Genomic DNA, 26,372 nt, shown 5'->3' on the forward strand with positions numbered 1-26,372 from the left:
CGAGGCCGGCCGGAACTAAAGCCCCTTTGCCGCCTGCGCCACCGCGCGGAACAGTGCGCGGCCCTTGTTCATCGTCTCCTCCCACTCGGCGGCGGGGTCGGAGTCGTAGACGATGCCGGCGCCGGCCTGCACGTGCAGGCGGCCGCCGTGGATCACCGCCGTACGGATCGCGATGGCGGTGTCGGCGTCGCCCCACCAGCCGATCCAGCCGATCGCGCCGCCGTAGATGTTGCGCTTGGTCGGTTCCAGTTCCTGGATGATCTCCAGCGCGCGCACCTTCGGCGCGCCGCTGAGCGTGCCGGCCGGGAAGGTGGCCTTCAGCACGTCCATGTAGCTGAGCCCGTCGCGCACGGTGCCCTGCACCTGCGACACGATGTGCATCACGTGTGAGTAGCGTTCCACCACGAACGAGTCGCTCACTTCCACGCTGCCGGTCTTGCTGATCCGGCCGAGGTCGTTGCGGCCCAGGTCGATCAGCATCACGTGCTCGGCGCGTTCCTTCGGATCGGCCAGCAGCTCGGCTTCCAGCGCCTGGTCCTCTTCTTCCGTGGCGCCGCGCTTGCGCGTGCCGGCGAGCGGGCGCACCACCACCTTGCTGTCCTTCAGCCGCGCCAGGATCTCCGGCGAGGAGCCCACGATCTGGGTCTCGCCCAGGTCGACGAAGTACATGTACGGCGACGGGTTCAGCGCACGCAGCGCGCGGTACACGTCCACCGGGCGCGCGTTGAAGCCCACGCTGAGCCGCTGCGACGGCACCACCTGGAAGATGTCGCCGGCGCGGATGTATTCCTTCGCCCGCTCGACCATCGCCTCGAACTCGGGCTTGGTGAACGAGGACTTGAAGTCGCCCTCGTCCAGCGCGATCGACTGGGTGAGCTGCGGATACGACGCGCCGCCCTGGCGCAACCGGTAGACCAGCGCATCGAGCCGGCGCCGGGCCTCGGCATAGGCCTGCGGCTGCGCCGGGTCGGCATGCACGATCAGGTACAGCCGGCCCTTGAGGTTGTCGAACACCGCCACTTCCTCGGCCAGCATCAGCAGCACGTCGGGCGTGCCCAGCTCATCCGCACGATCCCACTGTGCGAGGCGCGGCTCGATGTAGCCGATCGTCTCGAAGCCGAAATAGCCGACCAGGCCGCCCGAGAACGCGGGCAGCTGCGGCAGCCGCGGCACGTCGTACTGCTGGCGCAGCGTCTCGATCTCGGCCAGCGGATCGTCCAGATGGCGGCGTTCGGTGACCTCGCCCGAATCCTCCACCTCCAGTTCGTGCCCGCGCAGGCGGAACACCCGCTTCGCCGGCAGCCCGATGATCGAATAGCGCCCCCAGGTGGCGCCGCCCTCGACCGATTCGAACAGGAAGGTGTACGGGCCGTCGGCCAGTTTTAGGTACACCGACAGCGGCGTGTCGAGGTCGGAAAACACCTCGCGCACCAGCGGAATGCGCGTATGCCCCTGGGCAACCAGCGCGTCGAATTCGTCTCGGGAGATCACGTGGGAAAATCCGGATGGCCAAACGAGGAAGCGGCCATTGTAGGCGAAGCGCGGGCTCAGCCACTCAACCGCTGGCGCGGCATGCCGTGCAGGCGCAGCGAGAACGCCACGCCGCTGCCGTCGTCGAGGTTGCGCGCACTGGCCACGCCGCCGTGGCGTTCGGCCACCAGCCGCACCACGTACAGGCCCAGGCCCAGGTGCGGGGCGTCGCCGGGAGTGGCCTTGTCGCGCAGGCTGACCAGCGAATCGAACAGCCGGCCCTGCATCGCCGCGGGCAGCGGCGGGCCCTGGTTGGCCAGTTCGATCTCGGCGCCATCCGGCGCACCGCGCAAGGTGAGCCGCAGCCAGCCCTCGGGCGGCGTGAACGACAGCGCGTTGTCGAGCAGCTTGTCCAGCGCCTGTGCGATCAGCTCGGGCGCGCAATGCAGGTACACGGGCGCGTCGGGCAGCACGCCGTCGAGCCGGCGCGCGCCGATCAGCGGGCGGTAGGCATCCGCGCAGCCGCGCACCACCTCGCGCAGGTCGACATCCTCGGGTTCGGCTGCGCTGATCGCGCGCTCCATCCGGCTCGACTCGCTCATCGCGCGCACCAGGGCGCCGAGCCGGGCCACGCCGTCGCGGGCGCGGGCCAGGTACGGCTGCGCCTCGGCCGGTAGCGCGGCATGTTCGAGGTTGTCCAGCGAGGATTTCACGATCGCCAGCGGCGTGTTGAGTTCGTGCGAGAGTTTCGAGGCCAGCGTGCGCAGGTAGTCGGTGTAGCTGCCGACCACCTCGAACAGCCGCTCGAAGCTTCGCGCCAGGTCGCCGATCTCGTCCGGCGCGTCGGTCATCGGGAATTTTCCTTGCTCGAACAAGACGTCCAGACGTCCATCGTTGAGCTGCGCGCGCTCGGCCGCGTTGCGCAGGCGACCCAGCCGCAGGCTGAGCCGCGTGGCGAACAGCAGCAGGATGCCACCGGCCACCAGCAGCACGCCGAAGCTGGTCAGCAGCAGGCCGAACAGCGCGCGGTTGGCCAGCAGCGGCACGGTGCGGCTGGCCTGTTCCAGCAGCAGCACGCCGTCGACCTGGCCGGCATGTTCGATCGGTACCGCGGCGGCCAGCACCACGCTGCCGCGCTCCTCGCCGCTGCGCCAGACCGACACCGGCTTGCCGATGCCCGCCGCGGCGACTTCGCGGGTATCCAGCCGCGGCACGTCCTGCGCCCACAGGCTCGCATCCTCCAGCCGGGTCGCCAGCAACGAGCGATAGACCAGCGCGGCGAACCAGCCCGGCTGGCCGTCGCTGCCGGGCATCGTGTTCAGGCGGCCGCTGCGTGCCAGCAGCCAACCCTGCGGCGCCAGCACGCGCGCCTGCACGCGGTCGGGCACCAGCTGCGCCAGTTCGCCGGAAAGCTTGTCCGAGTAGCTGAGCAGGTGCCGCGTATCGGCGGCCAGTCGGTCGCCGCCAGCCGCCGCGTCGTACACGCCGACGCCGAGCATGCGCAGTTGCAGACCGCGCGGCAGGCGCAGCTCGACCCGATAGCCGCTGCCGTCCTCCTGCCATTGCGCGGCGATCAGCTCGGGCAGGCCATCCACCGGGGGATCGAGCGGCCGCGCCATGAGCGGCCCCGGCGCGGCGCTGGCCAGCAGGTAGCGCCGCCGGCCGTTCGCGTTGCCCAGCGCCAGGATCAGGTGATCGGCGGCCAGCGCGTTCGCGTCGTCGGCGTCGGCGCGCGTACGCCGGGTGGTGCGCACGTCGGCATACAGGTACAACCCGTCGTCGTCCGCGGCCAGCAGCAACTTGCCGCGCGCGCCCAGCGACTGGCTCCACGGCGTCAGCGGCGCCCAGTCATCGCCATAGCCATCGACGGTGATCGGTGACGACGCCTGCTGCACGTACCAGCCCCGGCCCGAGGTCGGCGCTATCGCACCGGTCACCACCAAGCTGCGCGCCACCGCATTCGCCGACGCCAGCAACGCCTGCGCCTGGCCCTCGCGCAGCAGCGTTTCCATCTGCCGCACGTACAGCCAGCCGGCGACCGGCAACGCCAGCGTGCACAACGCGACCAGCAGCAGCTTGCGGCGCAGGGTCATCGGCAGGCCGGAATGGTGTTGAGCCGCGACCGAAGGTCAGTCAATTCACGCAAAATGTCGACCCTCTGCATATCAATCACTTTCTTCGCTCGCCCTGTCCAGCAAGGTCTGCAACGCCGCACGCAATGCGCCGACTTCGCCCGCAGGCACGAGTTGCACACCAGCCATGTCCGGTAGGCCGCAGGCTGGAGTCGCGATGACTGGAATGCCAGCGGCCAACGCTGTCAAGAGTGCGCGTGGCGCATGTTCCACATGTGCAGGCAGTACCACCGCATCAGCCTTGGCCAACCAGTCATCCGTGTAGTTCCCGTATTCCACAGCCACTCCCTGCCATAGCGCAGTATCGGCGGAGACGGATCCAAGCACGCGCAGGCGACAAGACAGGCCACGCAGTGCCTCGGCCAGTTCGTAGGCACCTTTCCGCGCCAACGCACTGGCGGGAAATACCACCAACGGCATGGCTCCCATCGCACGCGGCATATGTGAAACAGCCGGTGCGGGCATGGCCCAGGGCAGTTGCCGCACATCAACTCCGCCACGTTGGCGCCAGTATCCCGCCACTCCCGCATGCGCAGTCATCACCTTGCGCGCCCCCTGCATGGCCTCCATCTCGTCCCGTATCAGGTCTGTTGCAGTCCGGAAATCCTTCAGCGCGGCATCTCCATGTTTGCCCATCACTCTGGAACCACCGGCCTGATCGAGACGGCGCTGAATCTCATCCATCGGAAGGGCGTGCGCCAGCACATCGTAGGTCCGGCCACCCAGCACTCCGAGTTGCTGCAAGTAGGGCAACAACCCTTGGTCGATAACCAGATGCGTATGCTCCGGACGCAGCCGGCGCGCATAGGCCTCGGCCAGCCAGCGCTGGCCGTCGAGCACGCTGGCCTGGCGCCGACCGGCATCGCGCGCATGACGTCGCAACCACCACGCCCGACGCAAGCTTACCCAGCCAAACCGGGTGACATGTGCGTTCACACCCGAAACTAGCGAACTCCATTCTTTGCCGTCGCCGACCAACCTCCGGCGCAGGAACCAGCCGGGCAACTGTCGCGTCGCTACCGGTATCAGGCGATCAGCCGCACCATCCTGGGTGCTCAACCAGTCATGGAATTCCTGCGTCCAGCCGTCCAGCAACCAAGCACTACGCGCCTGGCTTCCACGCAACGACGGATGATGCCGAAAACACCGTACTTCCTCACAGCTCATGCAGCTGCGCGCCACCTGAACATTCCCGGTCACTCTTGATGTCCGCGGCGGCAGAGCGCAGTCCGTGCCCAGATGCCGGCACGCCACTTCCTGCGCGCGTATGGTCAACACCAGTTCGTCAGACGTCAGTTTCAATTCCAGCCGCCATGCGACAGGTGCACGAATCTGCAGATCCACATAGTTCCAGAACACCGTGGCATCGATCCCGTCGCCCTCCTCTGCCGTGGATTCGACGCGTACGCTGTGTGCGTGCCGTTCCACCAGCTCGAACCCGGCGCGAACGGCACAGGTCGCCAGCGCATTGGAAATCTGGCAGATACCGCCGGCCAAGGTCGGCACCACGCAACCGGCGCGAACCTCCCGACCACGCACATAGCCATGGGCTGTAGTGGGGCGACCGAGTTGACGCCAGAAGCTGAGCCGCTCACCAGCAGGTACGACCAAGCCATGAAATGCCTTGGCCGCAATCCTCAGGTTATGCACCTTGCCGGCCGTCAGCACGAATTCTTCAGGACTGCTATCCGCCCAGAGCGATGTACGCAGTTGCGCGCGAATGGGTGCCGTCGCCAGCGCTTCGTCAGCCAGCCAGCGCCGCGCACGCGGACTGTGCCAGTTACGCGCGCTCCTCAGGAGCGCCAGCAACCGCGTTCGTAGCCAGAATCCAGCGGCTTGCGTTCGTGTCGGCATCCTCCATGCTTGCACGCTCACGATAATCTCTCCTTGCCGCACCCCGGTCATTGCATCGGTATGAGGATCTATTCTTTTTCACGCCACGGCTTGCAACACAAAATCATGCTTACGCCACCTGGGTGCCATGAGCACGAGGTGTCACCGCCGATGACGCTCATTGCGTATAGCGCGAGGCCACCACCACGCGCATGAAGTCGTCGAGCAGTGCACGGCGCGACGGATCGGCGGCGTCGAACGCCATCGACCAGCTCAGCCGCACGCCGCTGGCCGCGCCGGGGTCGCAGAACACCAGCACGTCGTCGATGCGGTCGCTGCCCCGGTAGACCGAGGCCTCGCACGGCATGGCCGGGTGCCGCACGGCAAAGCCGGATACCTTGCCGGCCGGGTCGTGTTGCAGGTAGCGCTTGCGGTCGGCCTGCACCTCGTCGGCCAGGGCGGGTAATTGGCGCGGCCACACGTTGAGCACCATCACCCGCTGCGGCTTGCCGCTCCATTCGCCCTGGTACAGCACGGCGTTGACGCCGATCGCGCGCGCATAGGTGCAGCAGTCGCGCGTCCAGCCGGCTGGCGTGGCGACGCTGATCGCCCAGGCCGGTGCGTTGCCGTCGCGGGCGCCGCGCGCCAGCACGTCGTCGCCCTTGCTGGCACTCGCCGCCTGCGCCAGCGCCGCGAACGCGCACAGCAGCAACGCCAATCCGATGCGCCGGCTCACGGCTTCCACCGGTAGCCGACGCCGTGCACGGTCTCGATCGCATCGAACTCTGGCGCCACCGCGATGAACTTCTTGCGGATGCGCTTGATGTGCGAGGTGATGGTGGCGTCGTCCACCACCAGCTCGGCCTCGCGCATCAGCTGGTCGCGATTCTTCACGTGGCCGGGGAAGCGGATCAGCGTGTGCACCATCCAGAACTCGGTGACGGTGAGCGGGATTTCCTCGCCGTTCCAGGTGATCCGCATGCGTTCGGACTCCAGCTTCAGCGGGCCGTGCTCGATCACCGTCTCGCTGGACGCCGGCACCTTCAGCGACTCGATGCGGCGGAACAGCGCCGCGATGCGCGCGGCCAGCTGGTGCAGGCTGGTGTCCTTGCTGAGGTAGTCGTCGGCGCCCAGCCTCAGCCCCGAAATCACGTCGAAATCCGAGTCGCGCGCGGTGAGGAAGATCAACGGCAGCGTGGCCGACTTCGCGCGCAGCTCGCGGCACAGGTCGAAGCCGCCTTCCGGTTCGTCGCCCAGGCCGATGTCGATGATCACCAGTTCGGGCAGGCGCATCGCGAACGCGCTGGACGCTTCCTGGCGCGAACCGTAGCCGCGCGCGTCGTAGCCGAAGCGGTTCAGCGCCTCCACGTAGTTGGCACGAATCAACGGTTCGTCTTCGACGATGGCAATGCTGCGGCCCATGGCGCGCTCCCTGTAGTTGTGCGCGCAGCGTGCTATGCAGGCCGCGCGTACGCAAGCCATGCGGCGCACTTGCCCGCGTTTCGCCACATGCCGGCAGCCGGCCGGCCCGATTCCGCCGGCGCCTGCGCCCGTGGCGGCGGTTTGATGTGCACCAGACAATCAACCGGAGTCCACCATGCCGCCCATCGAATCCCCCGAACGCGATCCCAACGCCGAACTGCACGGTTTCGAGCCGCTGCGCGCCGTGCTGGCGATCGGAGCGCTCCTGCTCGGACTGCTGCTCAGCCTTTGAGGTGGACGCCATGTACCCGCCCTGTTTCGACCCGTCCTCGTTCAATCCATTCGCCGTGGAAGGCCATCGTGCATCCGGCACGAAAGGAATCGTGCCGGATGCGGGGCAAGAGCAAACGGATCCCGAGTGGCAGCCCCTGTAGCCGCTCCACTACCCGCATTCCGTCCCGCATGGTGGTTATTTTCCCCTCCTCGCGAGGGGATTTTTTCGGCCATGAACCGGACAGGACGGCGGCTTCCGCCCGTTCATAATTCTGCCGGGAACCAAACCGGACCACCCCGGTCAGTAGTACTGATTGGTACCGTTCCTCTTGCCGTGGAACGTGTCGGCACGGCAGTTGATCCTCCCTGTGAAGCGGTCGTGCCGGCACACCAATCGATGGTGTTTCCTCACACGTCTCCGACGACGTTTGTCCCGGCGCAGCCGTTCACTGCGTCGGGACTTTTATGCGTGGATGGTTTGCGGCGAATGCCGCCGAAGGCCGGTGCTCAGCCGATCGCCTTGCGCATGGCAGCGATCTCGGCGCGGTAGTCCGCTGCGTGGAAGATTGCCGAGCCGGCCACGAAGGTGTCGGCGCCGGCCGCGGCGATCGCGCCGATGTTCTGCGCGGTGACGCCGCCGTCGATTTCCAGGCGGATCGCGCGGCCGCTCGCGTCGATGCGCGCTCGCGCCTGGCGCAGTTTCTCCAGCGCACCGGGGATGAACTTCTGCCCGCCGAAGCCCGGGTTCACCGACATGATCAGGATCAGGTCGAGCTTGTCCATCACGTAGTCGAGGTAATCCAGCGGCGTAGCCGGGTTGAACACCAGCCCGGCCTGGCAGCCCGATTCCTTGATCAGGCCCAGCGTGCGGTCGATATGCTCGCTCGCCTCCGGATGGAAGCTGATCAGGCTGGCGCCGGCCTTGGCGAAGTCCGGCACGATGCGGTCGACCGGCTTCACCATCAGGTGCACGTCGACCGGCGCGGTGATGCCGTACTTGCGCAGCGACTGCAGCACCATCGGCCCGATCGTGAGGTTCGGCACGTAATGGTTGTCCATCACGTCGAAGTGCACCCAATCGGCGCCGGCGGCCAGCGCCGCGGCGGTGTCCTCGCCGAGCCGCGCGAAATCGGCGGCGAGGATGGATGGGGCGATGATCGGAGATTGCTTGGTCATTTCAAATGCCGGGATGAGGGGCGGGTGAGGAGTCGCGAAAGCGCGAAAGCCATGTCAAGTCTGCCATGACACAACACCTGACGCTGCCGCTTTGCTCCTCCCCCTGCGAGCAGGGGGAGGCCGGGAGGGGGTGCTTTTGACTTTGATGGGAAGAGCAACCCCTCCCCAACCCTCCCCTGCCTTGCAGGGGAGGGAGCACATTTCGTCTATTTGAAGCCGCGTGCTTCCTTGATCCGGTCGTACGCGGCGTTGATCTCGCTGGCGCGCGACTCGGCGCGCTTGCGCATGTCTTCGGGCAGGTCGCCGAGGCGATCGGGGTGGTGTTCGGAGATCAGCTTGCGATAGGCGCGCTTCACCGCGCGGTCGTCGGCGTTGCGGTCGATGCCGAGCACCGCGTACGGGTCCGGCCCCTGCGGCGCGCGCTGCGGCGGCACATAGCCGCCGCCGGTGCCGTAAGCGTGGCCATAACCGCGCGACCCGCCGGCAGCGGCGTTCCAGGCGTAGCCCTTCATCGCCATCAGCGCCATCAGCTCCATGTCGCTGATCCGCAGCGCGAACGCCAGCTGGCGCAGGATCGCCATCTTCTCCGGCGGCGGGTTGCCCTCGGCCAGCACGGTCTCGATCACCACGTCGAGCACCGGGAACCCATGGTCGCGGCGCAGGCCGACCCAGTTGCGCAGTGCGGTGATGGTCTGGGTGACGTCGAATTCCGGCTGCTTGCCGACGTTGAAGCTGGCCACCGCCTGCTTGCGCTGCTCGACATCCAGGCTCATCCGCGTCATCAGGCGTTCGGCGATCGCGATCTCCTGCTCCGACACGCGGCCATCGGACTTCGCCACCGCACCGAGCAAGGTGAACAGCGGACCGACGAAGCCGCCGGCTTCCGGCGTGGCGCGCTTGCGCTGGCTGTAGCGCATGTTGTCGAAAATGAAGCCCAGCACCGCGCCGGTGATGGCACCGGGCATGTGGCCGATGAGCAGGCCGAAGAACGCGAACCACAACGTGTAGGTAAAACTCATGGCTGCCCCTGCGGCTGCGGCGACTGCACGCTGTACCAGCGCGCCAGCGCGTCGAGTTCGGCGTCGCTGACCGGGCCGATCGCGGCGCGCATCACCGGGATGTTGCGCCGGCCGTCGCGATACTGTTTCAGCGCGTCGCGCAGGTAGTCCAGCCGCTGGCCGGCCAGGTGCGGCACGCCGGGCATGCTGGCGTGGCCGCTGGCCCCGTGGCAGGCGGCGCACAGGCCCAGCCGGGTCGGCGGGGTTGGGGTCTGCGCACGGATCGGGAGGACGGCGAGCAGGCAGAGCGCCGCGGGCAATAGGATTCGCATCGGCAACCAATGGGGCCAAAGGTCGCCAATTCTAGCAGCGCGCCCGGATTCCCCGAGGCCGCGTTTCCGGCACCCCGGTCGCAGCGGCTAGAATGGGCGCTTCCCCGCCACGTGGAACCCGCTGCCGTGCCCACCACCCTGCCGCAATCGAACCTGCCCGGCCTTGAGCTGATCCATCGCGGCAAGGTGCGCGATGTCTACGCGTTGTCCGACGATCGGCTGCTGATGGTGGCCACCGACAGGCTGTCGGCGTTCGACGTGGTGATGCCCAACCCGATCCCCGGCAAGGGCGAGATGCTCACCCAGATCTCCAATTTCTGGTTTGGCAAGACCGCGCACCTGGTACCGAACCACCTGCTCGACGTGCCGCTGGCCGAGGTGCTGCCGCCCGGCACCGACCTCAAGCTGTACGAGAAGCGCGCGGTGGTGACGCGGCGGCTGAAGCCGGTGCCGGTGGAGGCGATCGCGCGCGGCTATCTGATCGGCTCCGGCTGGAAGGATTACCAGGCGACCGGCTCGCTGTGCGGCATCGCCTTGCCCGCCGGCCTCAAGCAGGCGCAGCAGCTGCCCGCACCGATCTTCACGCCGTCGACCAAGGCCGCGGTGGGCGACCACGACCAGAACGTCAGCTTCGACGCGGTGGTGGACGCGGTCGGCGCCGACCTGGCCAACCAGGTGCGCGACGCCACGCTGGCGATCTACCAGTGGGCGGCCGCCTATGCGGCCGAACGCGGCATCATCATCGCCGACACCAAGTTCGAATTCGGCACCGACGCCAACGGCAAGCTGTACGTGATGGACGAGATGCTGACACCGGACTCCTCGCGCTTCTGGCCGGCCGACGAATACCGCACTGGGATCAGCCCGCCCAGCTACGACAAGCAGTTCGTGCGCGACTGGCTGGAGACGCAGGACTGGAACAAGACCGCGCCTGGCCCGGTGATTCCGGACGAGGTGATCGCCCGCACCGCCGCCAAGTACGCCGAGGCCTTGCAGCGGCTGGCCGGTATCCGGCTCGACTGAACTTCCAACCGGGGGAATGCCATGCGCACCATGCAGGACTGGCTCGACAGCTACAGCGGCGACCATCAGAACCCGATCAATCAGGTGTTCCACTGGTTCTGCGTGCCGCCGATCGTGTGGTCGGTGATCGCCCTGCTGTGGGCGATTCCGGTACCGGCCGCATTCGCCCGCCCCGGCGCCTGGGCCGTGCTGGTGATGGTGCTGGCGTTCTACTGGTACTGGCGGCGCTCGCACCGGCTGGCGGTCGGTCTGCTGATCGTGTTTGCGCTGCTCGGCCTGCTCACCAACCTTCTGTACGGGCGACTCGGCGCCGCGCAACTGTGCTACCTCGCGGTCGGCGTGTTCGTGGTCGCCTGGATCGGCCAGTTCATCGGGCACAAGTTCGAGGGACGCAAACCCAGCTTCCTCACCGATCTTTCCTACCTGCTGATCGGCCCGGCCTGGCTGATGGCCAAGCTGCTGCGCAAACTGGGATTCAAGCAAGTCACATGACCACCCTGCTTACCGTCATCAGCAGCCTGCTCTGGTGGGTGCTGTACAGCAGCATGGCTGCGCTGGTGTTCGCCCTGATCGGCTGGTCCGTATTGCGCTGGACCGAGCGCTGCGCGGTGGTGTTCAACCGCATCTATCTCGCCTGCCTGCTGTGGACCATGCTCGGCCTGCTGCTGGTGGTCGGCGTGGCCGCGTACGAAGGCCACCTGCATCCGCCCTACGGCGCGCTGCTGAGCTCCGGCCTGCTGCGCTGGATGCTGGTGCTGGACATGCTGATCGGCAGCGTCCTGCTGTGGCGGCTGGTGCCGCGCATCGACGCCCGCCGCATCCGCCCCGGCAGCGCCTGCATGGCGGTGGCGGTGATCATGGCGATCAGTTTCGGCGTCGCCACCAGCCTGGCGTGAGAATCCACGAAAACGCGAGGGGCGGGTTGCCCGCCCCTCGCGCGACTCACGCGTGCGCCAGCATGCTGCCGAAGAACACCGCCATGATGCCGAGGATGATCGCTCCCAGCACGATGCCGATCACGCTGTAGACCAGCTGCACCATGCACGCCTTGCCGTAGCCGATCTGGCTGCCGTTCTGCGCCAGCAGCAAATAGTTCACCACGGCCGCGCCGACCAGGAAATTCACGATCAGCGACAACAGCCCGCCGGCGGCCCCGTGCGTCACCATGCCCACGACCACCATCGCAATGGCCACCGCGATCCAGGTCAGCACCAGAGCGCCGATCGCGCGCACGTAGGACGGCATGTAGCCGACCACCAGGCGGAACGACACGCTCAGCACCAGCGCCGCGACCAGGATGCCCACGACGATCATCACCAGGATCCCGAACAGCCCCATGCTGGCCAGCGCGGCCAACGAAGAAGTACCCATACAACCCCCTAGTCAGTGGAAGGAAAACCGCCCGGCGGCATCCCCATGCCGTCCGCTCTCCCCGGCGGTGGCGCCAGCCTAACCGATGGCCGCGCCGCCGTCTCCCGCGGCGAGATCCGCCCGCGCTATATCATCGAACCGCCATGCGAGACACGTGATGAGCCTGCGCAGCCTGTTCGTCGACTTCAACAGCTACTTCGCCTCGGTCGAGCAGCACGAGGAGCCGGGCCTGCGCGGCCGTCCGGTCGGCGTGGCGCCGGTGGCGGCCGAAACCACCAGCCTGATCGCCGCCAGCTACGAGGCCAAGGCGTTCGGCGTGGGCACCGGCACCATGGTGCGCGAGGCACGGCGGCGCTGCCCCGACATCCAGATCCGCGTCGCGCGGCCGGAACGCTACGTGGCCTGGCATCACCGGCTGATGGAGGCGATCAACCACGCGATTCCGGTAGGCCGGGTCGGCTCGATCGACGAAGTGGCCTGCGAACTGGTCGGCCGCCAGCGTCGGCGCGAGGTCGCCGAGGAAATCGCGCGGCAAGTGAAGCACGAGATCGCGCTGGCCGCGCCCGGCGGCGCGATCCGCTGCTCGATCGGCATCGCGCCGAACGATTTCCTGGCCAAGACCGCCTCGGACATGAAGAAGCCCGACGGCCTCACCGTGATCGAACTGGCCGACCTGCCACATGCACTTCACAGGCTGGCTTTGCGCGACCTGTGCGGCATCGGCCCGTCGATGGAAGCGCGCCTGCACGAAGCCGGCATCACCAGCGTGGCCCAGCTCACCGCCGCCTCGAAGCTGGTGCTGCGCCGCGCCTGGGGCGGCATCGAAGGCGAGTGCATGTGGGGCCTGCTACGTGGCGCCTGGCTGCCCAGCGCGCCCACCGAACGCGGCTCGATCGGCCACTCGCACGTGCTGGGCCCGGAACTGCGCACGCCCGCCGGCGCCCGCGCCGTACTGAAGAAGCTGCTGGTGAAGGCGGCGATGCGCATGCGCCGCGAGGAAATGCTCGGTGGCGCCATGGCCGTACGCATCCGCTTCATCGGCCACGACCAGCGCTGGGAACGCGACCTCGCCTTCGACCCCACCGACGACAGCCGCGAACTGCTGCGCCTGCTCAACGGCATGCTCGACAGCGGCAATCGCCGCCGCCCACTGCCCGGCCCGGTGAACGCCACCCCGCTCTCGGTCAGCGTGACCCTGATGCGCCTGGTGCCACGCACGCAAAGCAGCGGCTCGCTGTTCGCGTCCACGCAAGACACCGGTCGCGTCGACGCCGGCCGTATTGATGCATTGGTCGACCGCATCAACGCGAAGTTCGGCTACAACAAACTCTACTTCGGCAGCATGCAGCTCGCGCTGGAACACGACGCCGCGCCGATGCGCATTCCGTTCAACCGCGTGCCCGATACGAAGAGCGAGAACGAGGCCACGCACGAGAGCGATGCCAGCCACGATCCTTTGTGGCTGCAGACGATGAACCGCTTCAAGGCAATCGCCGAGGGTGAGCATCGGCGGCGGGAGCGTGGTGACCGGAAAGGCTGATTCGCGACACTCTTTGTGAAATATCCAGATTTGTCCGCTTGACGGAGTCATCAAGAAACATCGACCATCCCGATGCGTAATCCTCGACGCGGGGTCTGGCAAGCGCTAGCCACAAGGACAACATGCGATACGTTGGGCGTATTACCGACTGGAATGACGATAAGGGCTTTGGCTTCGTGACACCCAACGGTGGTGGCGATCGAGCCTTTGTCCACATCAAGGCGTTTGAGCGCCCATCACCGCGTCCAGTCTCGGGCCAACTCATTTCCTACGAGCCGCGAAAGGATGGGCGAGGCCGCTTCAATGCCGCAGCCATTCGACTCGTCACTCCGCAACAAGAAAAGCGCATCAGCCGGCGCAGCGGCTGGCCGAGAAAGGCCATTGCTACATTATTTCTCGTAGCATTGGTGATCGGCTGGTTTCTCTCCAGGATCCCGACAATCATCCTGCTTATCTATGGCGCAATGAGTGTCCTCACCTTTGCCATGTATGGCATCGATAAGTCTGCTGCTGTAAACAACCGCTGGCGCACTCAGGAAAGCACGCTGCACTTTGCCGGGCTTTTGGGTGGATGGCCCGGCGCCTTGTTCGCACAAGATGTCTTTCACCACAAATCCAGAAAGGCTGAATTCCAGTTCGTCTTCTGGGTTACCGCCACACTGAACTGCGTGGCGCTCGCGTGGTTGCTTGCAGATGGCAAGGCCACCGCCATCAATCACGCCATGTTTGAAACCATGATGGGCGGCTGACATTTCATTCACGCGAGCACACATTGTTCACTGACTTCTGACGCGCAAGTTCGCATCACGCACAGCCTCGACAAAACCACCAAACGGAATATCCGTAATCCCCACCAATCCGATATGGCTGTTCTCGCCATCGAGCAGGCGGCCGGTCACCGGCTGGTCGGTGTACTGGAACCAATGCGCGCCGACGATGTTCGGATCGCTTGCCGCGGCGGCGATGAACTTTGCGTAGGCCTCGCCACGCTGCTGTTCGTTCCACACTGAAACCACGCCCTTGCCGAACGGGCCGCGGTCGTCCGAACCGAAGTGGAATTCGCTGATCAGCACCGGTTTGTCCAGCGCGTGCATCGCGGTGGCGTCGAAGCCGTGCTGGGGCAGGTCGGCGTAGACGTTGAAGCTAACCACGTCGCAGTACTCGGCGCAGGCGGCGACGGCTTCGGGGGTATTCACGGCGAAGCGGCCGCCGAGGAACAGGTGGTGCGGGTCGTGGCGGCGGATGGCTTCGGCCACGGTGCGGAAATAGGTGTCGGCGTAGCGCCGCAGCCAGGCGCTGTAGTCGCGGGCGATCGCCGGGTGCGCTTCGTTCGGCGCGGGCGCAGCGAAGCCGGTGACGTTCAGCGCATCCCATGAGGTGAGTGCGATGCCCCACGCCGCGGCCAGTGTTTCCGGCGCCGCGTACTGCTGGCGCAGAAGCGCGATGAAGGCCTGCTTGGCCGGGCTCTTCGTGTCGCCGGCCAGCGTGCCCAGCGCCAGACCCCAGCGGCCTTGCGGGCCGGTGCCGGCCCAGGCCAGTTCGTTGTCGGCGAAGTAGCCGAGCAGCCAGGGATCGTCGCGCACGCCGGCGCTCGCCTTGGTCACTGCCTGCTCGGCGGCCCGCGCGAAACGCGGGTCGAACGGATCGGGCATGCGACCCCAGTAGTCGTAGCCGCTGGCGACGTTGGCGTAGTCGCCGGCGATGTTGATCGAGCGCGTATACGGCAGCCGGTGCGCCTGGCCCAGCGCGTCGTCGCTCCAGTTGCCGATGGTGTTGAAACCCCAGGCCCGCAGCCGCTGCAACGTGCGTGCGCGCCACGCGGCCAGCCAGTGTTTGCCATCGACGCGATACAGGTTCGCCGCATAGAAATCGAACCAGCGGCCGTGGTTGTAACCGATGCCCTGGCTGGCGCCCTGGTCCCCGCTGCGATTGTCGCCACGGCCGTAGAACGCCGCCCACTCGCCGCTGTCCGGCGGCAGGTCCCGGAACATGAACTCGCGGCCCTCGACATAGCTGCGCCCGCCGTCGGCCGTCACGGCGTTGACGCCGAGCGAGAAGAACGCGTGGCCGTCGGGTGTCACCAGTTGCCAGCGGCCACCCTGCTTCTGCGCGTGGAACCAGCCGGTCCTGGCAAGACTTTGGACGTCCAGACGTCCGCCGTATGCATCCATCCCTTGCGGCGCTGCCTTCGCCTTCTCGAGTGCTGCCCGTTCGTTAGCATGCACGGCGCGCAAGGCCGCATCGGAATCGATTTTCTCCGGCCAGCGGGCGCGGCTGGCCTGGCCGTAACGGTCGACGATGCCGCTGTAGGCAGCTTGCTGCAGGGCCTGGCCGGATACCGCCTCGACGCGTCCCAGCAGCAGGGCCTGCGCAGCCTGCGGCGCCGGGATGCCGAACCGCAGCGTGCGCACCGCAGGCGGATCGAGCGTGCCTTCCACCGTGGTGGCGAACAGGATGGCCCGGCCGTGGTCGTCGAACGGCATCGGCGGCGCAGCCTGCATGCCCATGGCGCGTGGGCTCGCTGCGTGCAGGGGAATCACCAGCATCTGCGCCGGGCCGGCCGGGAGGCCGACCTGCGCGCGCAGGTACTGGTCCGGGCTCGCGCCGTCGATGTCGACGGTCAGCGTGACCGCCCACGGCATCGCGTTCTGCACCTGCACGCGCAGCTCGTCGCCAGCGGACCATGCACGCGCCGGTGTCACCGTCAGCGTCGGCGCGGCGGCCGCTTCGAAGGTGTAGCGCTGCAGGGTGAAACCGGCGACCGCCTGCGGTGCGCCATCGCGGCGCACGTGATCCAGCGTGACAGGCGCCGTCGACGCGGGCGCGGCCAGGTCGATCGACGCCACCGGCGCATCCGCATGACAACCGCCCAATGCGAGCAGGCTCAGGCAACCGGCGAAGACGATCCGTTTCATGATCCGCGACCTTCGTTGAAAGGCCGAGTATGGCGCGCGAAGGTGAAGCGCAGCCATCGCGATGCATGCGCGCGAGCGTCCACGGATTTTTCGCAACGCACGCGGCGGTACCGTGTAGTCAGCGCTGCGCCAGCAGCGCGGCAGCCCGCTCGCCCGCGCCCATGGCGAGCGTCCACCCCAGCATGCCATGGCCGACGTTGAACACGATGCCGTCCTGCACCTGGCGCATGATCGGCATCGATGACGGTGTCATCGGGCGCAACCCGGCCCAGCGGCTTTCGATGGCGTCATAGTTCGCGGCGGCGGGCAGCGATTCGCGCGCCAGGGCCACCAGCAGGTCGCTGCGCTCGGGATCCACCGCGATATCGCGCACGCCCAGTTCGGCCAGGCCGGCCACCCGCAGCTGGTCGCCGAGGCGGCAGAACACCAGCTTGCGCGTGGTGTCGGTGATGCTGGTGACCGGCGTGTGCGGACCGCAGCGGGTGGTGAAGGAATATCCCTTCATCGGCATCAGCGGCATGCGGATACCCAGCCTGTGCGCCAGCCGCGTCGACTCCACTCCTGCGCACACCACCAGCTGCCGCGAGCGCAACCGGCGGCCGTCGCGGGTGGCGAGCGTGATCGCATCCGGCTCGCGCACAAGATCATCGATATCGGTTTCGAAACACGCTTGCACGCCGTAACGCTCGCGCAGCACGCGCAGCAGCTCGACGCAGAAGCGATGCGGATCGCCCACTTCCTCCTGCGGCGAATGCATCACCCCGACCAGGCCCGTGACGCCTTCCAGCGCCGGCTCGACCGCCGCCGCCTCGCGCGGCGACAGCACCTGCTGCACCACGCCATGCCGCTGCTTGATGGCGGCGATCGCCTCCGCCCGGCGCAGCGCGCCGGCGTCGTGGTACAGGTGCATCTTGCCGGGCGCCGAATGGCTGAACTCGATGCGATGCCGCTGCAGCAGCGCGTCCATCGCCGACTTCGATTCCATCGCCAGCTCGAGCACGGCCAGGGTGTTCTCGCGAAAGCGCGATGCCGTCGTGTTGCGCAGAAACGCCAGCCCCCACTTCAGCGAATCCGGATCGAACAGCCAATGCATGCGGAACACCGGGTCGAGTCCCAGCAAAAGCTGCGGCAAGTGTTTCCACAGCGCCGGGCTGCCCAGCGCGTCGGTGTAGACATAGCTCAGCTGCGCGCCGTTGGCGAACGAGGTGCCCAGTGCAGGACCGCTCGCGCGATCGACCAGGCGTACCGACAGGCCGCGGCGCGCCGCCGCGTAGGCGGTGGCCACGCCGACCACGCCCGCACCCAGCACGGTGACATCCATCGTGCGCTCGTCGGGCACGAACGTCGCCGGCACCGGATCGATCGTCGTCGTCACGGAAGGCCCCGCGGATTCGGGTGGCGTCTGCGCGGTCATCGTTGTGGCGAACGCACGCTGTCTTCGCGCCCCGGGTCGGCGCACCGCGCGTGCATGCCGTACGCAACGGCCTTCGGCATCATCGCCGTCACGAACAGCATCGGCGCCGGCCGGAAAAACGCATGACGCGAGGGGCGAATGTGGGCGCTGTCGGGCATGCGCCTAGCCTAGCGGGCAAGCCCTCCGTTGCCACATCGCTTTATGTCGGCATGGATTAACCTGCAGTTATGGTCCGGCCGTTCATTCCCAGAGATTCAGGAACCCGGTGATGATCAGCGCATTGGTGAAATCGATGAAGAACGCGCCGACCAGCGGTGCCACCAGGAACGCCCGCGGCGCCGCGCCGTAGCGCTCCACCAGCGTGCGCATCACCGCCATCGCATTGGCGGTGGTGCCCAGCATGAAGCCGATGAAACCGCCGCCCATGACCGCCGCATCATAGTCGCGGCCCATCAGGCGAAACACCGGGATGCAGAACAGCACCACCAGCACGATCTGCAGGGCGAGATTGACCATCAGCGGCAGCGCCAGACCCGCGAGTTCCCACAGGCGCAGGTTCATCAGCGCCACCGCAAGGAACATCGCCAGGGCGACATTGCCGATCACGTCGGTGCTGCGCACGGACAAGCCGATCCAGCCGGTGTAGTCGTCGATATTGCGGATCAGCGCGCCCACCAGCATCGCGCCGATGTACGCCGGCAGGGTCAGCCCCAGCGCCGCGAAACCCTGCCCGACCCAGGAGCCGGCCCACATCGCGATCAGGATGATCACGATGCTCTTGAGCGCGGCGAACTCGCGCCCGGCGTCGTCTTGCGGTTCCTCGGCCTGCAACGTGGCAGCCCCACCACCGGACACGCCCGCGACACCGCTTTCGGGGCGAAGTTTGAAGCGCCGGATCAGCAGGGTGATCACCGGGCCGCCGATCACGCCGCCGCAGATGATGCCGGCCATCGCCGAGCTGATCGCGATCGACTCCGCGCCCGCCACACCGGCCTGCTCGAACAGCGGCGCAAACGCCAGCCCGGTCGCCGGGCCGCCGGTCAGCGTGGTGGAACCGGCCAGCACGCCGAACAGCGGATGCAGGCCGAACGCGCTCGCAACGCTGATGCCCAGCAGGTTCTGCAGTACCGCGAATACGCTGGCCAGCGCCAGAAAAACCATCACCTGGCGGCCGCTGACGCGCAACAGCGCCAGGCTGGCATTGACGCCCACCGTGGTGAAGAACGCCACCATCAGCGGTTGCTGCAAACTGGTGTCGAACGCGACCAGGGTGGTATCGAAGCGATACGCCACCAGCGCGATCAAGGCCATCACCAGGCCACCGACCACCGGCTCGGGAATGTTGTAGCGGCCCAGCACGGGGATCAGCCGGCACAAGGCGTAACCAGCGAACAGCACCACGCCGCCGAAGGCCAGGGTTTCCACGGCATCCAGTTGCAGTTGGATCATGTGACGATTTCCCCCAGCGCTTGACGGCCGCGGAAGTGCCGATCGCCGGCCACCGCCTGGCGGGCCGCCAGCGACAACGGAGCAGCACCGTTGCGGCGGCTGGACAACAGATCGATCGCGGACCGTCGTCGGTGGGCAGTCATGGTGGGCATGGTGTGTCCCCTGGCTGTCGTGATTCCGCGTGGGTGAAAAATCGGGCAACGCACCGACCACCGTATCGGTTGTGCCGGTGACATGCCACTGCCAATGGGTGCAGGTTCCACAACCGCAGGCTATGTGCGGCAACACATGTCCGGACGATGCCGTTCAGACCGCCCTGCGCCCTTCCAGCCAGCGCCAGCCGTAATACACCGGCACGCCGAGCGCAATGATCAGCAGGCTCATGCCGGCGTCGCCCGGCGCGTGGATCGCGCTGGCCACGATCACGCCGAACACGGTGATCACGAAGACCAGCGGCAGCAGCGGGTAGAACGGCACCTGGTACGGCGCCGGCTGATCGATGAAATGCTTGCGGTACCAGAACAGCGTGCCGATGCCGAACACGTGGCCCAGCCACTCGCCCACCGTGGTGTAGTTGAGCAGCTGGTTGAAGCTGCCGGACAGGGTCAGCACCACCGCCCAGGCGCCGAGCAGGGCCAGCGCGATCTGCGGCGCGCGCGTGCGCAGGTCGACGTGGCCCGCGGCGCGGAAGAACACGCCGTCCGCGCCCATCGTCTGCAGCACCCGCGCGCCGCCGGCGATCGCGATGCTGCAGTAGCCGAAGGTGGAGCAGGCGATGCCCACCGCGATCACCGTGGCGCCATGCTCGCCGAACAGCCGGCGCATCAGGTCCGCCGCCGGCGCCTGGCTGGCGGCGAGGCCGGCGTGGCCCAGCCCGGCCAGATAGGCGAAGTTGGCCAGCAGGTAGCAGATCACCACGCCGGCCATGCCCATGCCCAGCGCGCGCGGCAGCGTGCGTTGCGGATTGCGCACTTCGCCGGCGAGGTCGTTGAGGTAGTGGAAGCCGCCGTAGGTAAACAGCACCGGCAGCAGCGCGCCGACGAACGACCACGGCGACACGGGCGGTGCCGCGTCCACCACCAGCACCGGTCCCAGCTGGCCGCGCGCCAGTACCAGCCCGGCGATCACCAGCAAGGCGATCGCGGCCAGCTTCAGCACGGTGAACACGTTCTGCATCCACGCGCCGGCGCGGATGCCGAACAGGTTCACGCCCACGATGAACACGATCGCGCCCACCGCCACCGGCTTCACGTACAGCAGCGGCGACAGCCCGAGCGCGGCGCACAGGTACTCGGCGAACATCGTCGCCACCGCCGCCACGCTGCCGGGGTAGTTGATCAGCGCCATGGTCCAGCCGAACAGGAACGCCGGCAGCAGCCCGAACGCCTCGCGCAGATAGACGTAGATGCCGCCGGCCTGCGGCCGCCGCGCGCCCAGTTCGGCGTAGCACAGCACGCCGGCCAGGGTCAGCAGGCCGCCGATCGCCCACAGGATCAGCACCTCGGTGCCCGACGACGTGTTGCGCGCCACCGTGGCCGGCGTGAGGAAGATGCCCGCCCCGATCACGCCGCCGATGACGATCATCGCGGCGTCCCAGGTACTCAGGCGACGGGCATAGGCATTGGCGGGTTCGGTCAGCATCCGCCTACCTTGCCATTGCGGCAGGGGTTTCCACCAGTACCGCATGACATGTGGCGCATGCATCTCCAGCGATGCCGCGCATGCGATATCGTCGCAGGCCAGCCCCACCCATGCCTGCAGACCATCATGCCCAGTCACCGGCTCGCCATCGCCACGTCCGCCGACCATCCGTCGATCCAGCCCGACGACGCGCACCTCGCCGCTTCGCTGGAGCGCCTGGGTGTCCCGCCCGTGGTCTGCGTGTGGAACGACCCGGCAGTGGACTGGTCGGCGTTCGACGCGGTGCTGATCCGCACCATCTGGGACTATTTCAAGCACCACGCGGCCTTCCTCGACTGGCTGGACCGGCTCGATCGCCTCGGCATCCCCACCATCAACGACAGCGCGCTGCTGCGCTGGAACAGCGACAAGCGCTACCTGCTCGAACTCGCCCAACACGGCGTGGCGATCATTCCCACCCGGTTGGCCAGTACGGCCGCGCTGCCCGGCGTGCTGGCGGCGATGCCGGGACAGTCGGTGGTGATCAAGCCGAGCATCAGCGGCAGCGCCTGGCACACGCTGCGCGGCACGATCGGCGACGCGGCGTTCGCCGCCGCGGTGGCGCAACTGCCGCGCGACTGCAACTACCTGGTGCAGCCGTTCGTGCCGGAGGTGGTCAGCGACGGCGAATGGTCGCTGCTGTATTTCGCCGGCGAATTCAGCCATGCGGTGATCAAGCGCCCGGCCGCCGGCGACTACCGCGTGCAGGGCGAGTACGGCGGCAGCGCCGAGCCGGCGCAACCCGATGCCGCCATCCTGGCTGCGGCCGACCGTGCGCTGGCGGCAGTGGCCGCGATCGGCCATGCCGGCCACGCCTACGTGCGCGTCGACGGCGTGGTCAGCGGCGGGCGTTTCCTGGTGATGGAGCTGGAGCTAATCGAACCGTTCCTGCACCTGGCCGCCCACCCGGCGGCAGCCGAGCGCCTGGCACGGGACGTGGCCGCCCGACTGTCGCCGGCTACGCTGGCGGACGCCCGCTGAGCATGTCGAACCCGCACGCTCCGCCGGGGTCGTCCGTGCGCTGGCTGCACCTGCTGTCGTGGCTGGGCTCGCTGGCGGCGTTCGGGCTGGCGCTGTGGCTGCTGCATCGCTACGTCACCCACCTCGCCTGGCGCGACGTGGCGACGGCCTGGTCGCAGTTGCCGGGTTGGCGCATCGCGGGTTCGGCCGGCGCGGCGCTGCTCAGCCTGACGATGCTGGCGATGTTCGATGTGCTGGCGGCACGTACGGTGGTGCGCGAGCGCATCCCGGCGAAGCTGGCCGCCTTCGCCGGCGCGGTCACCCAGGGCATCTCGAACACGCTGGGCTTCCATGCGATCACCGGCACCGCGCTGCGCTACCGCATCTATGCCACGGCCGGACTCGGCGCCAGCGACATCGCGCGCATCGTGGCGCTGGCCGGGTTCGGCGTGGGACTGGGTTTCACCGTGGTGATCACCGGCGCGCTGTGCTGGCAACCGGCGATCACGCAGGGCTGGGGACGCTGGCCGGGCGCGGCGTTGCTGCTGTTGCTGGTCGCCCTGGTCGTCTGGCTCATGCGCCTGCGCACGCTCGCGCTGGGGCGCTGGACCTTGGCGCTGCCGAGCGCGCGCATCGCCGCCGCGCAGATGCTGGTCGGCGGGGTGGAGATGCTGGCCGCGCTCGGCGCGCTGTACGTGCTGCTGCCGGCGGCGTCCGCGCCGCCGTTCGTGGATTTTCTGCCGATCTACGTGGCCGCCGTGCTTGCGGGCATCGTCAGCCATGCGCCGGGCGGGCTGGGCGTGTTCGAGACGATCATGCTGGCGTCGTTTCCGCCGCAGGCGCGCGCCGACCTGCTCGCCGCGATCCTGTGCTACCGGCTGACCTACACCGCGCTGCCGTTCGTGCTGGCCGGCGCCGCGCTGGCCGTGTTCGAGTGGCGCCTGCGCCGGCATCGCTGAACCCGGTTCGGCACCGTGCGTGGCGCTCGCTAGAATGGCCCGGTCCCCACTGGCCCGGCCACGCGCTTGTCCTCCGCTCCGCGCAAGATTCTCCACGTCGACATGGACGCGTTCTACGCGTCGGTGGAGCAGCGCGACGACCCCTCGCTGCGCGGCAAGCCGGTGGCGGTGGCCTGGCGCGGCGCGCGCTCGGTGGTGTGCGCGGCCAGCTACGAGGCGCGCGTGTTCGGCGTGCGCTCGGCGATGCCGGCGATCCGCGCCGAGCGGCTGTGCCCGCAGCTGATCTTCGTGCCGCCGGATTTCGTGCGCTACAAGGCGGTGTCGCGGCAGGTGCGCGAGATCTTCGCGCGGCACACCGAGCTGATCGAGCCGCTGTCGCTGGACGAGGCCTACCTCGACGTCACCAGCACGCTGAGCGGGCTGCCCTCGGCCACCGCCACCGCCGAGGCGATCCGCGCGGCGATCCGCGAGGAGACGCAACTCACCGCGTCGGCCGGCGTGGCGCCGAACAAGTTCCTGGCCAAGATCGCCTCGGATTTCCGCAAGCCCGACGGCCTGTTCGTGGTGCGCCCGCAGCAGGTCGAGGCGTTCCTCACCCCGTTGCCGGTCGGCCGCCTGCCCGGCGTGGGCAAGGTGATGGAGGCGAAGCTGGCCGTGCTCGGCATCGCCACCGTGGGCGAACTGCGCGCGTTCGCGCAGGCGGAACTGGAGCAGCGCTTCGGCCGCTGGGGCCGGCGCCTGCACGAACTGGCGCACGGCATCGACGAGCATCCGGTGCAGCCGGAGCGCCTCACCCTGCAGGTCTCCGCCGAGGACACGTTCGAGCACGACCTGCGGCTCGACGAACTCGAACCGCACATCCGCCGGCTCGCCGACAAGGCCTGGGCCGGCCACCAGCGTGAGCACGGGCGGGTGGCGCGCACCGTCGTGCTGAAACTGAAGACCGCGGACTTCCACACGCTGACGCGCAGCCTCACCCCGGCACAGCGGCCATTGTCGGCGAACGCACTGGCCGACATCGCCTGCGCATTGCGCGAACGGGTCGAGCGCCCCGCCGACAGCCGCTACCGCCTGGTGGGTGTGGGCCTGGCCGGCTTCGTCGAGCAGGATAGCTACCAGGCGCAGACGGACCTGTTCGACTGACCGCGGCGCGGCGCGTCACACCTGGCGGTCGCGGCCAAAGCGCGGCAGGTTCCAGTGATAATGCAGCGACAGGAAGCGCAGCCCGAAACAGAACAGGATCGGCAGCCAGGTCGCCCACACCGCCGGCCAGTGGTAACGCTCGCCGATCACCGTCAGCGCGGCGCCGGCGAACGCGGCCAGCGCATAGATTTCCTTCTGCAATACGACCGACACGCGCGCCAGCAGCACGTCGCGCGCCATGCCGCCGCCGATCGCGGTCACCATGCCGAGCAGGATCGCCACCTCGGCGTTGTGGCCGAACAGCAGTGCCTTGTGCGCGCCGTACACCGCGAACAGGCCCAGCCCCATCGCGTCGAACAGGCGCACCGGGTAGGTCAGCCGCTCCACCCACCGGTACGCCACGATCGTGAGCAAGGCGGCGACCATCGCGGTGAGCAGGTAACGCCAGTCGGACAGTCCCGCCGGCGGGATCGCGCCGATGCACAGGTCGCGCGCGATGCCGCCACCGCAGGCGGTGATGAAGGCGACCGCCAGGATGCCGAACAGGTCGAGATTGCAGCGACGTGCCGCGGTCGCGCCGCTGATCGCGAACGCGAACGTGCCGGCCAGGTCCACCAGGTTGAACAGCAGTTGTTCGTTCATGCGGCCGGCTCACTCGCGGGTATGCCGACGACGCGGCAGATACCCGCTATTGAACCAGCTTCAGCCGAGCTTTCGCGAGATCGCGAAGGACGCCAGGTTGCCCAGGCCGGTAGCGCCGGCCAGCACGGCAACCATGCCGGGCGTGACCTCCTGCCAGCCGAACCACTGGATCAGGCCGAAGCCGAGCGCCACCGACAGCATCACGATGCCCCAGCGCAGCGAGGAATGGCGCCGGCGCAGCTCCTCGTCGCGCAGCAACGAATTGACCAATTCCTCCGAGCCGCCGGCATTGACCATGTGCCGGCGCACCATCGCATCCACGCACACCTTGATGGCATAGGTGATGCAGACGAACAGCGAGATCGGAATCAGTATGCCGAAGTTCATGTATTTCTCCTTGTGGCGGACGCGGAATGCGGAACCTTCGTGGGCATGGATACCGGCGGCCGGGCAACGGTTGCAGCCACATGCTTGCAACCGTTGCCCGCTTGCGCGTATCCCTTGCGCCATGGATGACACCCGCAGCCCCGACCGCGAGCTGGTCGACGCCGTGCTGGCCAACCGGCCGGGCGCGTTCGAACGGCTCGTGCGCGAGTACCAGGGACTGTGCTGGCACATCATCCAGCGCATGGTGCGCAACCCGGAGGACGCGCGCGAGCTGTGCCAGGACACCTTCCTGCGTGTGCACCAGTGCCTGCACCAGTACCGTTACGAGAGCGCGCTGAAATCGTGGATCGGCCGCGTCGCCTACACCATCGCCTTGCGCCACCTGCAGCACAAGCGCATCCCGCTGGTCGATCATGGCGACGACGACAACGACGGCGCGCTGGTGGAAAACATCGGCGACGGCTTCGACCTGGAGGCGGCCTGCGCGGACGAGGAGACCCAGCGGCACCTGCACGCGGCGATCGAGCAGTTGCCGCCGTTGCAGCGCACGCTGCTGACGTTGTATTACCTCGAGGAGACGACCATCCCGGAGATCGCGCGGATCACCGGGATGGCCAGCGGCACCATCAAGAGCCACTTGTTCCGCTCACGTTTGCGCCTGCGCGGCGCGCTCGAGGCGCGAACCGGAGTTGCAGCATGATCCAGCACATCGACGACCCCATCCCTCCCTTCGACGACGCCGCGCACGAGCGCGAATGGCTGGCGCAGGAGAACGCCATGCGGCGCGAGCGCCTGCAGCTCGACCCGGCCGGCGACGACGCGCGCAGCCGGCGCTACCGCCTGCTCGCGCGGGCCCTGCGCGAACCGTTGCCGGATGCGTTGCCGGCGGACTTCGCGCGACAGCTGGCCGCGCAGGTTGCCGCCCGCCCGGATCGGCGAGCGGCATCCGGTACGCGTTTCGAATTCGCGCTGATGCTGGCGCTGGCCATTGTCCTGGCCGTCGTCACTGGCGTGGTGGTGGCGATCTACGGCGACGCGTGGCTGCCGTCGTTCGTCACGCTCCTGCCGACCCCGCACGCACCGACCACCCGCTGGCTGCTGGCGCTGGCCGGCTGCCTCGGCGCATCGTGGCTGCTGGGGCTGTGGCAGCGGCATGCCGAGGGGAATATGGGCTGACGCCTGCTTCTTGCACGCAGCGTGCAGGCACAGCCGCGCAGGGCGGACACTGTCCGCCGCTCTTGCCAGTTCTCTTG

Annotated in this window: 26 protein-coding genes; 10 read left to right on the top strand and 16 right to left on the bottom strand. The window is 67.9% G+C overall.

Annotated elements, in window-relative coordinates; genetic code table 11:
• Positions 1–15: 15 nt before the first annotated feature.
• From trpE to ABIE04_RS06130, 8 genes are all read right to left on the bottom strand, one after another.
• On the bottom strand, positions 16–1,491 hold the full coding sequence (gene trpE / locus ABIE04_RS06095) for an anthranilate synthase component I (RefSeq protein WP_354547658.1): 1,476 nt from the start codon (positions 1,489–1,491) through the stop codon (positions 16–18).
• A gap of 56 nt (positions 1,492–1,547) precedes the next feature.
• Positions 1,548–3,563, bottom strand: a complete 2,016-nt coding sequence (locus tag ABIE04_RS06100) for an ATP-binding protein (protein ID WP_354547659.1) — start codon at positions 3,561–3,563, stop codon at positions 1,548–1,550.
• Positions 3,564–3,635: 72 nt separating this feature from the next.
• On the bottom strand, positions 3,636–5,477 hold the full coding sequence (locus ABIE04_RS06105) for a VanW family protein (RefSeq protein ID WP_354547660.1): 1,842 nt from the start codon (positions 5,475–5,477) through the stop codon (positions 3,636–3,638).
• Positions 5,478–5,613: 136 nt separating this feature from the next.
• Positions 5,614–6,171 (bottom strand): hypothetical protein, encoded by a 558-nt coding sequence (locus tag ABIE04_RS06110; RefSeq protein WP_354547661.1) that lies wholly within the window; start codon positions 6,169–6,171, stop codon positions 5,614–5,616.
• Positions 6,168–6,857, bottom strand: coding sequence for a proteobacterial dedicated sortase system response regulator (gene pdsR / locus ABIE04_RS06115; protein WP_354547662.1), 690 nt, complete (start codon positions 6,855–6,857; stop codon positions 6,168–6,170). Before pdsR ends, ABIE04_RS06110 begins: the two co-directional genes overlap by 4 nt.
• Positions 6,858–7,637: 780 nt before the next feature.
• Positions 7,638–8,306, bottom strand: a complete 669-nt coding sequence (gene rpe, locus ABIE04_RS06120) for a ribulose-phosphate 3-epimerase (protein WP_354547663.1) — start codon at positions 8,304–8,306, stop codon at positions 7,638–7,640.
• Between the two features lie 206 nt (positions 8,307–8,512).
• Entirely contained in the window at positions 8,513–9,325 is an 813-nt protein-coding gene (gene djlA / locus ABIE04_RS06125) for a co-chaperone DjlA (protein ID WP_354547664.1), read from the bottom strand.
• Positions 9,322–9,636 carry a c-type cytochrome gene (locus ABIE04_RS06130; protein ID WP_354547665.1) on the bottom strand — a complete coding sequence of 105 codons (315 nt, stop codon included), beginning with the start codon at positions 9,634–9,636 and terminating at the stop codon, positions 9,322–9,324. The genes djlA and ABIE04_RS06130 overlap by 4 nt, the downstream gene beginning before the upstream one ends.
• A 126-nt stretch (positions 9,637–9,762) precedes the next feature.
• Between ABIE04_RS06130 and ABIE04_RS06135 the strand changes: the two genes are divergently transcribed.
• Genes ABIE04_RS06135 through ABIE04_RS06145 form a run of 3 tightly spaced genes read left to right on the top strand, consistent with a single transcriptional unit; the run spans position 9,763 to position 11,555 of the window.
• A complete protein-coding gene (locus ABIE04_RS06135) occupies positions 9,763–10,659 on the top strand; it encodes a phosphoribosylaminoimidazolesuccinocarboxamide synthase (protein WP_354547666.1) in 897 nt (298 codons plus the stop codon).
• Between the two features lie 21 nt (positions 10,660–10,680).
• Positions 10,681–11,151 carry a DUF962 domain-containing protein gene (locus ABIE04_RS06140; protein ID WP_354547667.1) on the top strand — a complete coding sequence of 157 codons (471 nt, stop codon included), beginning with the start codon at positions 10,681–10,683 and terminating at the stop codon, positions 11,149–11,151.
• Positions 11,148–11,555: a hypothetical protein gene (locus ABIE04_RS06145; RefSeq protein WP_354547668.1), complete on the top strand. Its 408-nt coding sequence runs from the start codon at positions 11,148–11,150 to the stop codon at positions 11,553–11,555. The genes ABIE04_RS06140 and ABIE04_RS06145 overlap by 4 nt, the downstream gene beginning before the upstream one ends.
• A gap of 46 nt (positions 11,556–11,601) precedes the next feature.
• Here the strand turns inward: ABIE04_RS06145 and ABIE04_RS06150 are convergent, their stop codons facing one another.
• Positions 11,602–12,030, bottom strand: a complete 429-nt coding sequence (locus tag ABIE04_RS06150; RefSeq protein ID WP_354547669.1) for a hypothetical protein — start codon at positions 12,028–12,030, stop codon at positions 11,602–11,604.
• A 157-nt stretch (positions 12,031–12,187) separates the two neighbouring features.
• Between ABIE04_RS06150 and ABIE04_RS06155 the strand changes: the two genes are divergently transcribed.
• Together ABIE04_RS06155 and ABIE04_RS06160 are read left to right on the top strand one after the other, a co-directional pair.
• Positions 12,188–13,570 (top strand): DNA polymerase Y family protein, encoded by a 1,383-nt coding sequence (locus ABIE04_RS06155; protein ID WP_354547670.1) that lies wholly within the window; start codon positions 12,188–12,190, stop codon positions 13,568–13,570.
• Between the two features lie 122 nt (positions 13,571–13,692).
• A complete protein-coding gene (locus ABIE04_RS06160) occupies positions 13,693–14,319 on the top strand; it encodes a cold shock and DUF1294 domain-containing protein (protein WP_354547671.1) in 627 nt (208 codons plus the stop codon).
• Between the two features lie 27 nt (positions 14,320–14,346).
• Here ABIE04_RS06160 and ABIE04_RS06165 read toward each other — a convergent pair whose 3' ends face one another.
• The 5 genes from ABIE04_RS06165 to ABIE04_RS06185 form a co-directional block, all read right to left on the bottom strand.
• A complete protein-coding gene (locus ABIE04_RS06165; protein WP_354547672.1) occupies positions 14,347–16,485 on the bottom strand; it encodes a beta-agarase in 2,139 nt (712 codons plus the stop codon).
• 118 nt (positions 16,486–16,603) lie between these two features.
• Positions 16,604–17,860 carry an FAD-dependent oxidoreductase gene (locus ABIE04_RS06170; protein ID WP_354547673.1) on the bottom strand — a complete coding sequence of 419 codons (1,257 nt, stop codon included), beginning with the start codon at positions 17,858–17,860 and terminating at the stop codon, positions 16,604–16,606.
• 35 nt (positions 17,861–17,895) lie between these two features.
• On the bottom strand, positions 17,896–18,057 hold the full coding sequence (locus tag ABIE04_RS06175; protein WP_354547674.1) for a hypothetical protein: 162 nt from the start codon (positions 18,055–18,057) through the stop codon (positions 17,896–17,898).
• A gap of 82 nt (positions 18,058–18,139) precedes the next feature.
• Positions 18,140–19,348: a sodium/glutamate symporter gene (gltS, locus tag ABIE04_RS06180; protein WP_354547675.1), complete on the bottom strand. Its 1,209-nt coding sequence runs from the start codon at positions 19,346–19,348 to the stop codon at positions 18,140–18,142.
• Between the two features lie 306 nt (positions 19,349–19,654).
• Entirely contained in the window at positions 19,655–20,989 is a 1,335-nt protein-coding gene (locus ABIE04_RS06185; protein WP_354547676.1) for an APC family permease, read from the bottom strand.
• A gap of 126 nt (positions 20,990–21,115) precedes the next feature.
• Between ABIE04_RS06185 and ABIE04_RS06190 the strand changes: the two genes are divergently transcribed.
• From ABIE04_RS06190 to dinB, 3 genes are all read left to right on the top strand, one after another.
• On the top strand, positions 21,116–22,009 hold the full coding sequence (locus tag ABIE04_RS06190) for an ATP-grasp domain-containing protein (protein WP_354547677.1): 894 nt from the start codon (positions 21,116–21,118) through the stop codon (positions 22,007–22,009).
• Between the two features lie 35 nt (positions 22,010–22,044).
• On the top strand, positions 22,045–22,947 hold the full coding sequence (locus tag ABIE04_RS06195; RefSeq protein ID WP_354547678.1) for a UPF0104 family protein: 903 nt from the start codon (positions 22,045–22,047) through the stop codon (positions 22,945–22,947).
• A gap of 66 nt (positions 22,948–23,013) precedes the next feature.
• Positions 23,014–24,090, top strand: a complete 1,077-nt coding sequence (gene dinB, locus ABIE04_RS06200; protein WP_354547679.1) for a DNA polymerase IV — start codon at positions 23,014–23,016, stop codon at positions 24,088–24,090.
• A 15-nt stretch (positions 24,091–24,105) separates the two neighbouring features.
• On the opposite strand, the gene ABIE04_RS06205 is transcribed toward dinB, so the two are convergent.
• Positions 24,106–24,732 carry a trimeric intracellular cation channel family protein gene (locus ABIE04_RS06205; protein ID WP_354547680.1) on the bottom strand — a complete coding sequence of 209 codons (627 nt, stop codon included), beginning with the start codon at positions 24,730–24,732 and terminating at the stop codon, positions 24,106–24,108.
• A 60-nt stretch (positions 24,733–24,792) separates the two neighbouring features.
• Positions 24,793–25,119 carry a hypothetical protein gene (locus tag ABIE04_RS06210; protein ID WP_354547681.1) on the bottom strand — a complete coding sequence of 109 codons (327 nt, stop codon included), beginning with the start codon at positions 25,117–25,119 and terminating at the stop codon, positions 24,793–24,795.
• A 121-nt stretch (positions 25,120–25,240) separates the two neighbouring features.
• Between ABIE04_RS06210 and ABIE04_RS06215 the strand changes: the two genes are divergently transcribed.
• Together ABIE04_RS06215 and ABIE04_RS06220 are read left to right on the top strand one after the other, a co-directional pair.
• Positions 25,241–25,819 (top strand): RNA polymerase sigma factor, encoded by a 579-nt coding sequence (locus ABIE04_RS06215; protein WP_354547682.1) that lies wholly within the window; start codon positions 25,241–25,243, stop codon positions 25,817–25,819.
• Positions 25,816–26,295: a hypothetical protein gene (locus ABIE04_RS06220; RefSeq protein WP_354547683.1), complete on the top strand. Its 480-nt coding sequence runs from the start codon at positions 25,816–25,818 to the stop codon at positions 26,293–26,295. The genes ABIE04_RS06215 and ABIE04_RS06220 overlap by 4 nt, the downstream gene beginning before the upstream one ends.
• The last annotated feature ends 77 nt before the right edge of the window (positions 26,296–26,372 follow it).

The organism is Rhodanobacter soli (assembly GCF_040548735.1).
Classification (GTDB): Bacteria; Pseudomonadota; Gammaproteobacteria; order Xanthomonadales; family Rhodanobacteraceae; genus Rhodanobacter; species Rhodanobacter soli_A.

Bases quoted from the DNA above. Each gene is read 5' to 3' on its own strand.
- ABIE04_RS06100 (WP_354547659.1), bottom strand. From the start codon at position 3,563: ATGACCCTGCGCCGCAAGCTGCTGCTGGTCGCGTTGTGCACGCTGGCG.
- pdsR (WP_354547662.1), bottom strand. From the start codon at position 6,857: ATGGGCCGCAGCATTGCCATCGTCGAAGACGAACCGTTGATTCGTGCC.
- rpe (WP_354547663.1), bottom strand. From the start codon at position 8,306: ATGACCAAGCAATCTCCGATCATCGCCCCATCCATCCTCGCCGCCGAT.
- djlA (WP_354547664.1), bottom strand. From the start codon at position 9,325: ATGAGTTTTACCTACACGTTGTGGTTCGCGTTCTTCGGCCTGCTCATC.
- ABIE04_RS06130 (WP_354547665.1), bottom strand. From the start codon at position 9,636: ATGCGAATCCTATTGCCCGCGGCGCTCTGCCTGCTCGCCGTCCTCCCG.
- ABIE04_RS06140 (WP_354547667.1), top strand. From the start codon at position 10,681: ATGCGCACCATGCAGGACTGGCTCGACAGCTACAGCGGCGACCATCAG.
- ABIE04_RS06145 (WP_354547668.1), top strand. From the start codon at position 11,148: ATGACCACCCTGCTTACCGTCATCAGCAGCCTGCTCTGGTGGGTGCTG.
- ABIE04_RS06150 (WP_354547669.1), bottom strand. From the start codon at position 12,030: ATGGGTACTTCTTCGTTGGCCGCGCTGGCCAGCATGGGGCTGTTCGGG.
- ABIE04_RS06155 (WP_354547670.1), top strand. From the start codon at position 12,188: ATGAGCCTGCGCAGCCTGTTCGTCGACTTCAACAGCTACTTCGCCTCG.
- ABIE04_RS06160 (WP_354547671.1), top strand. From the start codon at position 13,693: ATGCGATACGTTGGGCGTATTACCGACTGGAATGACGATAAGGGCTTT.
- ABIE04_RS06165 (WP_354547672.1), bottom strand. From the start codon at position 16,485: ATGAAACGGATCGTCTTCGCCGGTTGCCTGAGCCTGCTCGCATTGGGC.
- ABIE04_RS06175 (WP_354547674.1), bottom strand. From the start codon at position 18,057: ATGCCCGACAGCGCCCACATTCGCCCCTCGCGTCATGCGTTTTTCCGG.
- gltS (WP_354547675.1), bottom strand. From the start codon at position 19,348: ATGATCCAACTGCAACTGGATGCCGTGGAAACCCTGGCCTTCGGCGGC.
- ABIE04_RS06185 (WP_354547676.1), bottom strand. From the start codon at position 20,989: ATGCTGACCGAACCCGCCAATGCCTATGCCCGTCGCCTGAGTACCTGG.
- ABIE04_RS06190 (WP_354547677.1), top strand. From the start codon at position 21,116: ATGCCCAGTCACCGGCTCGCCATCGCCACGTCCGCCGACCATCCGTCG.
- ABIE04_RS06205 (WP_354547680.1), bottom strand. From the start codon at position 24,732: ATGAACGAACAACTGCTGTTCAACCTGGTGGACCTGGCCGGCACGTTC.
- ABIE04_RS06210 (WP_354547681.1), bottom strand. From the start codon at position 25,119: ATGAACTTCGGCATACTGATTCCGATCTCGCTGTTCGTCTGCATCACC.
- ABIE04_RS06215 (WP_354547682.1), top strand. From the start codon at position 25,241: ATGGATGACACCCGCAGCCCCGACCGCGAGCTGGTCGACGCCGTGCTG.
- ABIE04_RS06220 (WP_354547683.1), top strand. From the start codon at position 25,816: ATGATCCAGCACATCGACGACCCCATCCCTCCCTTCGACGACGCCGCG.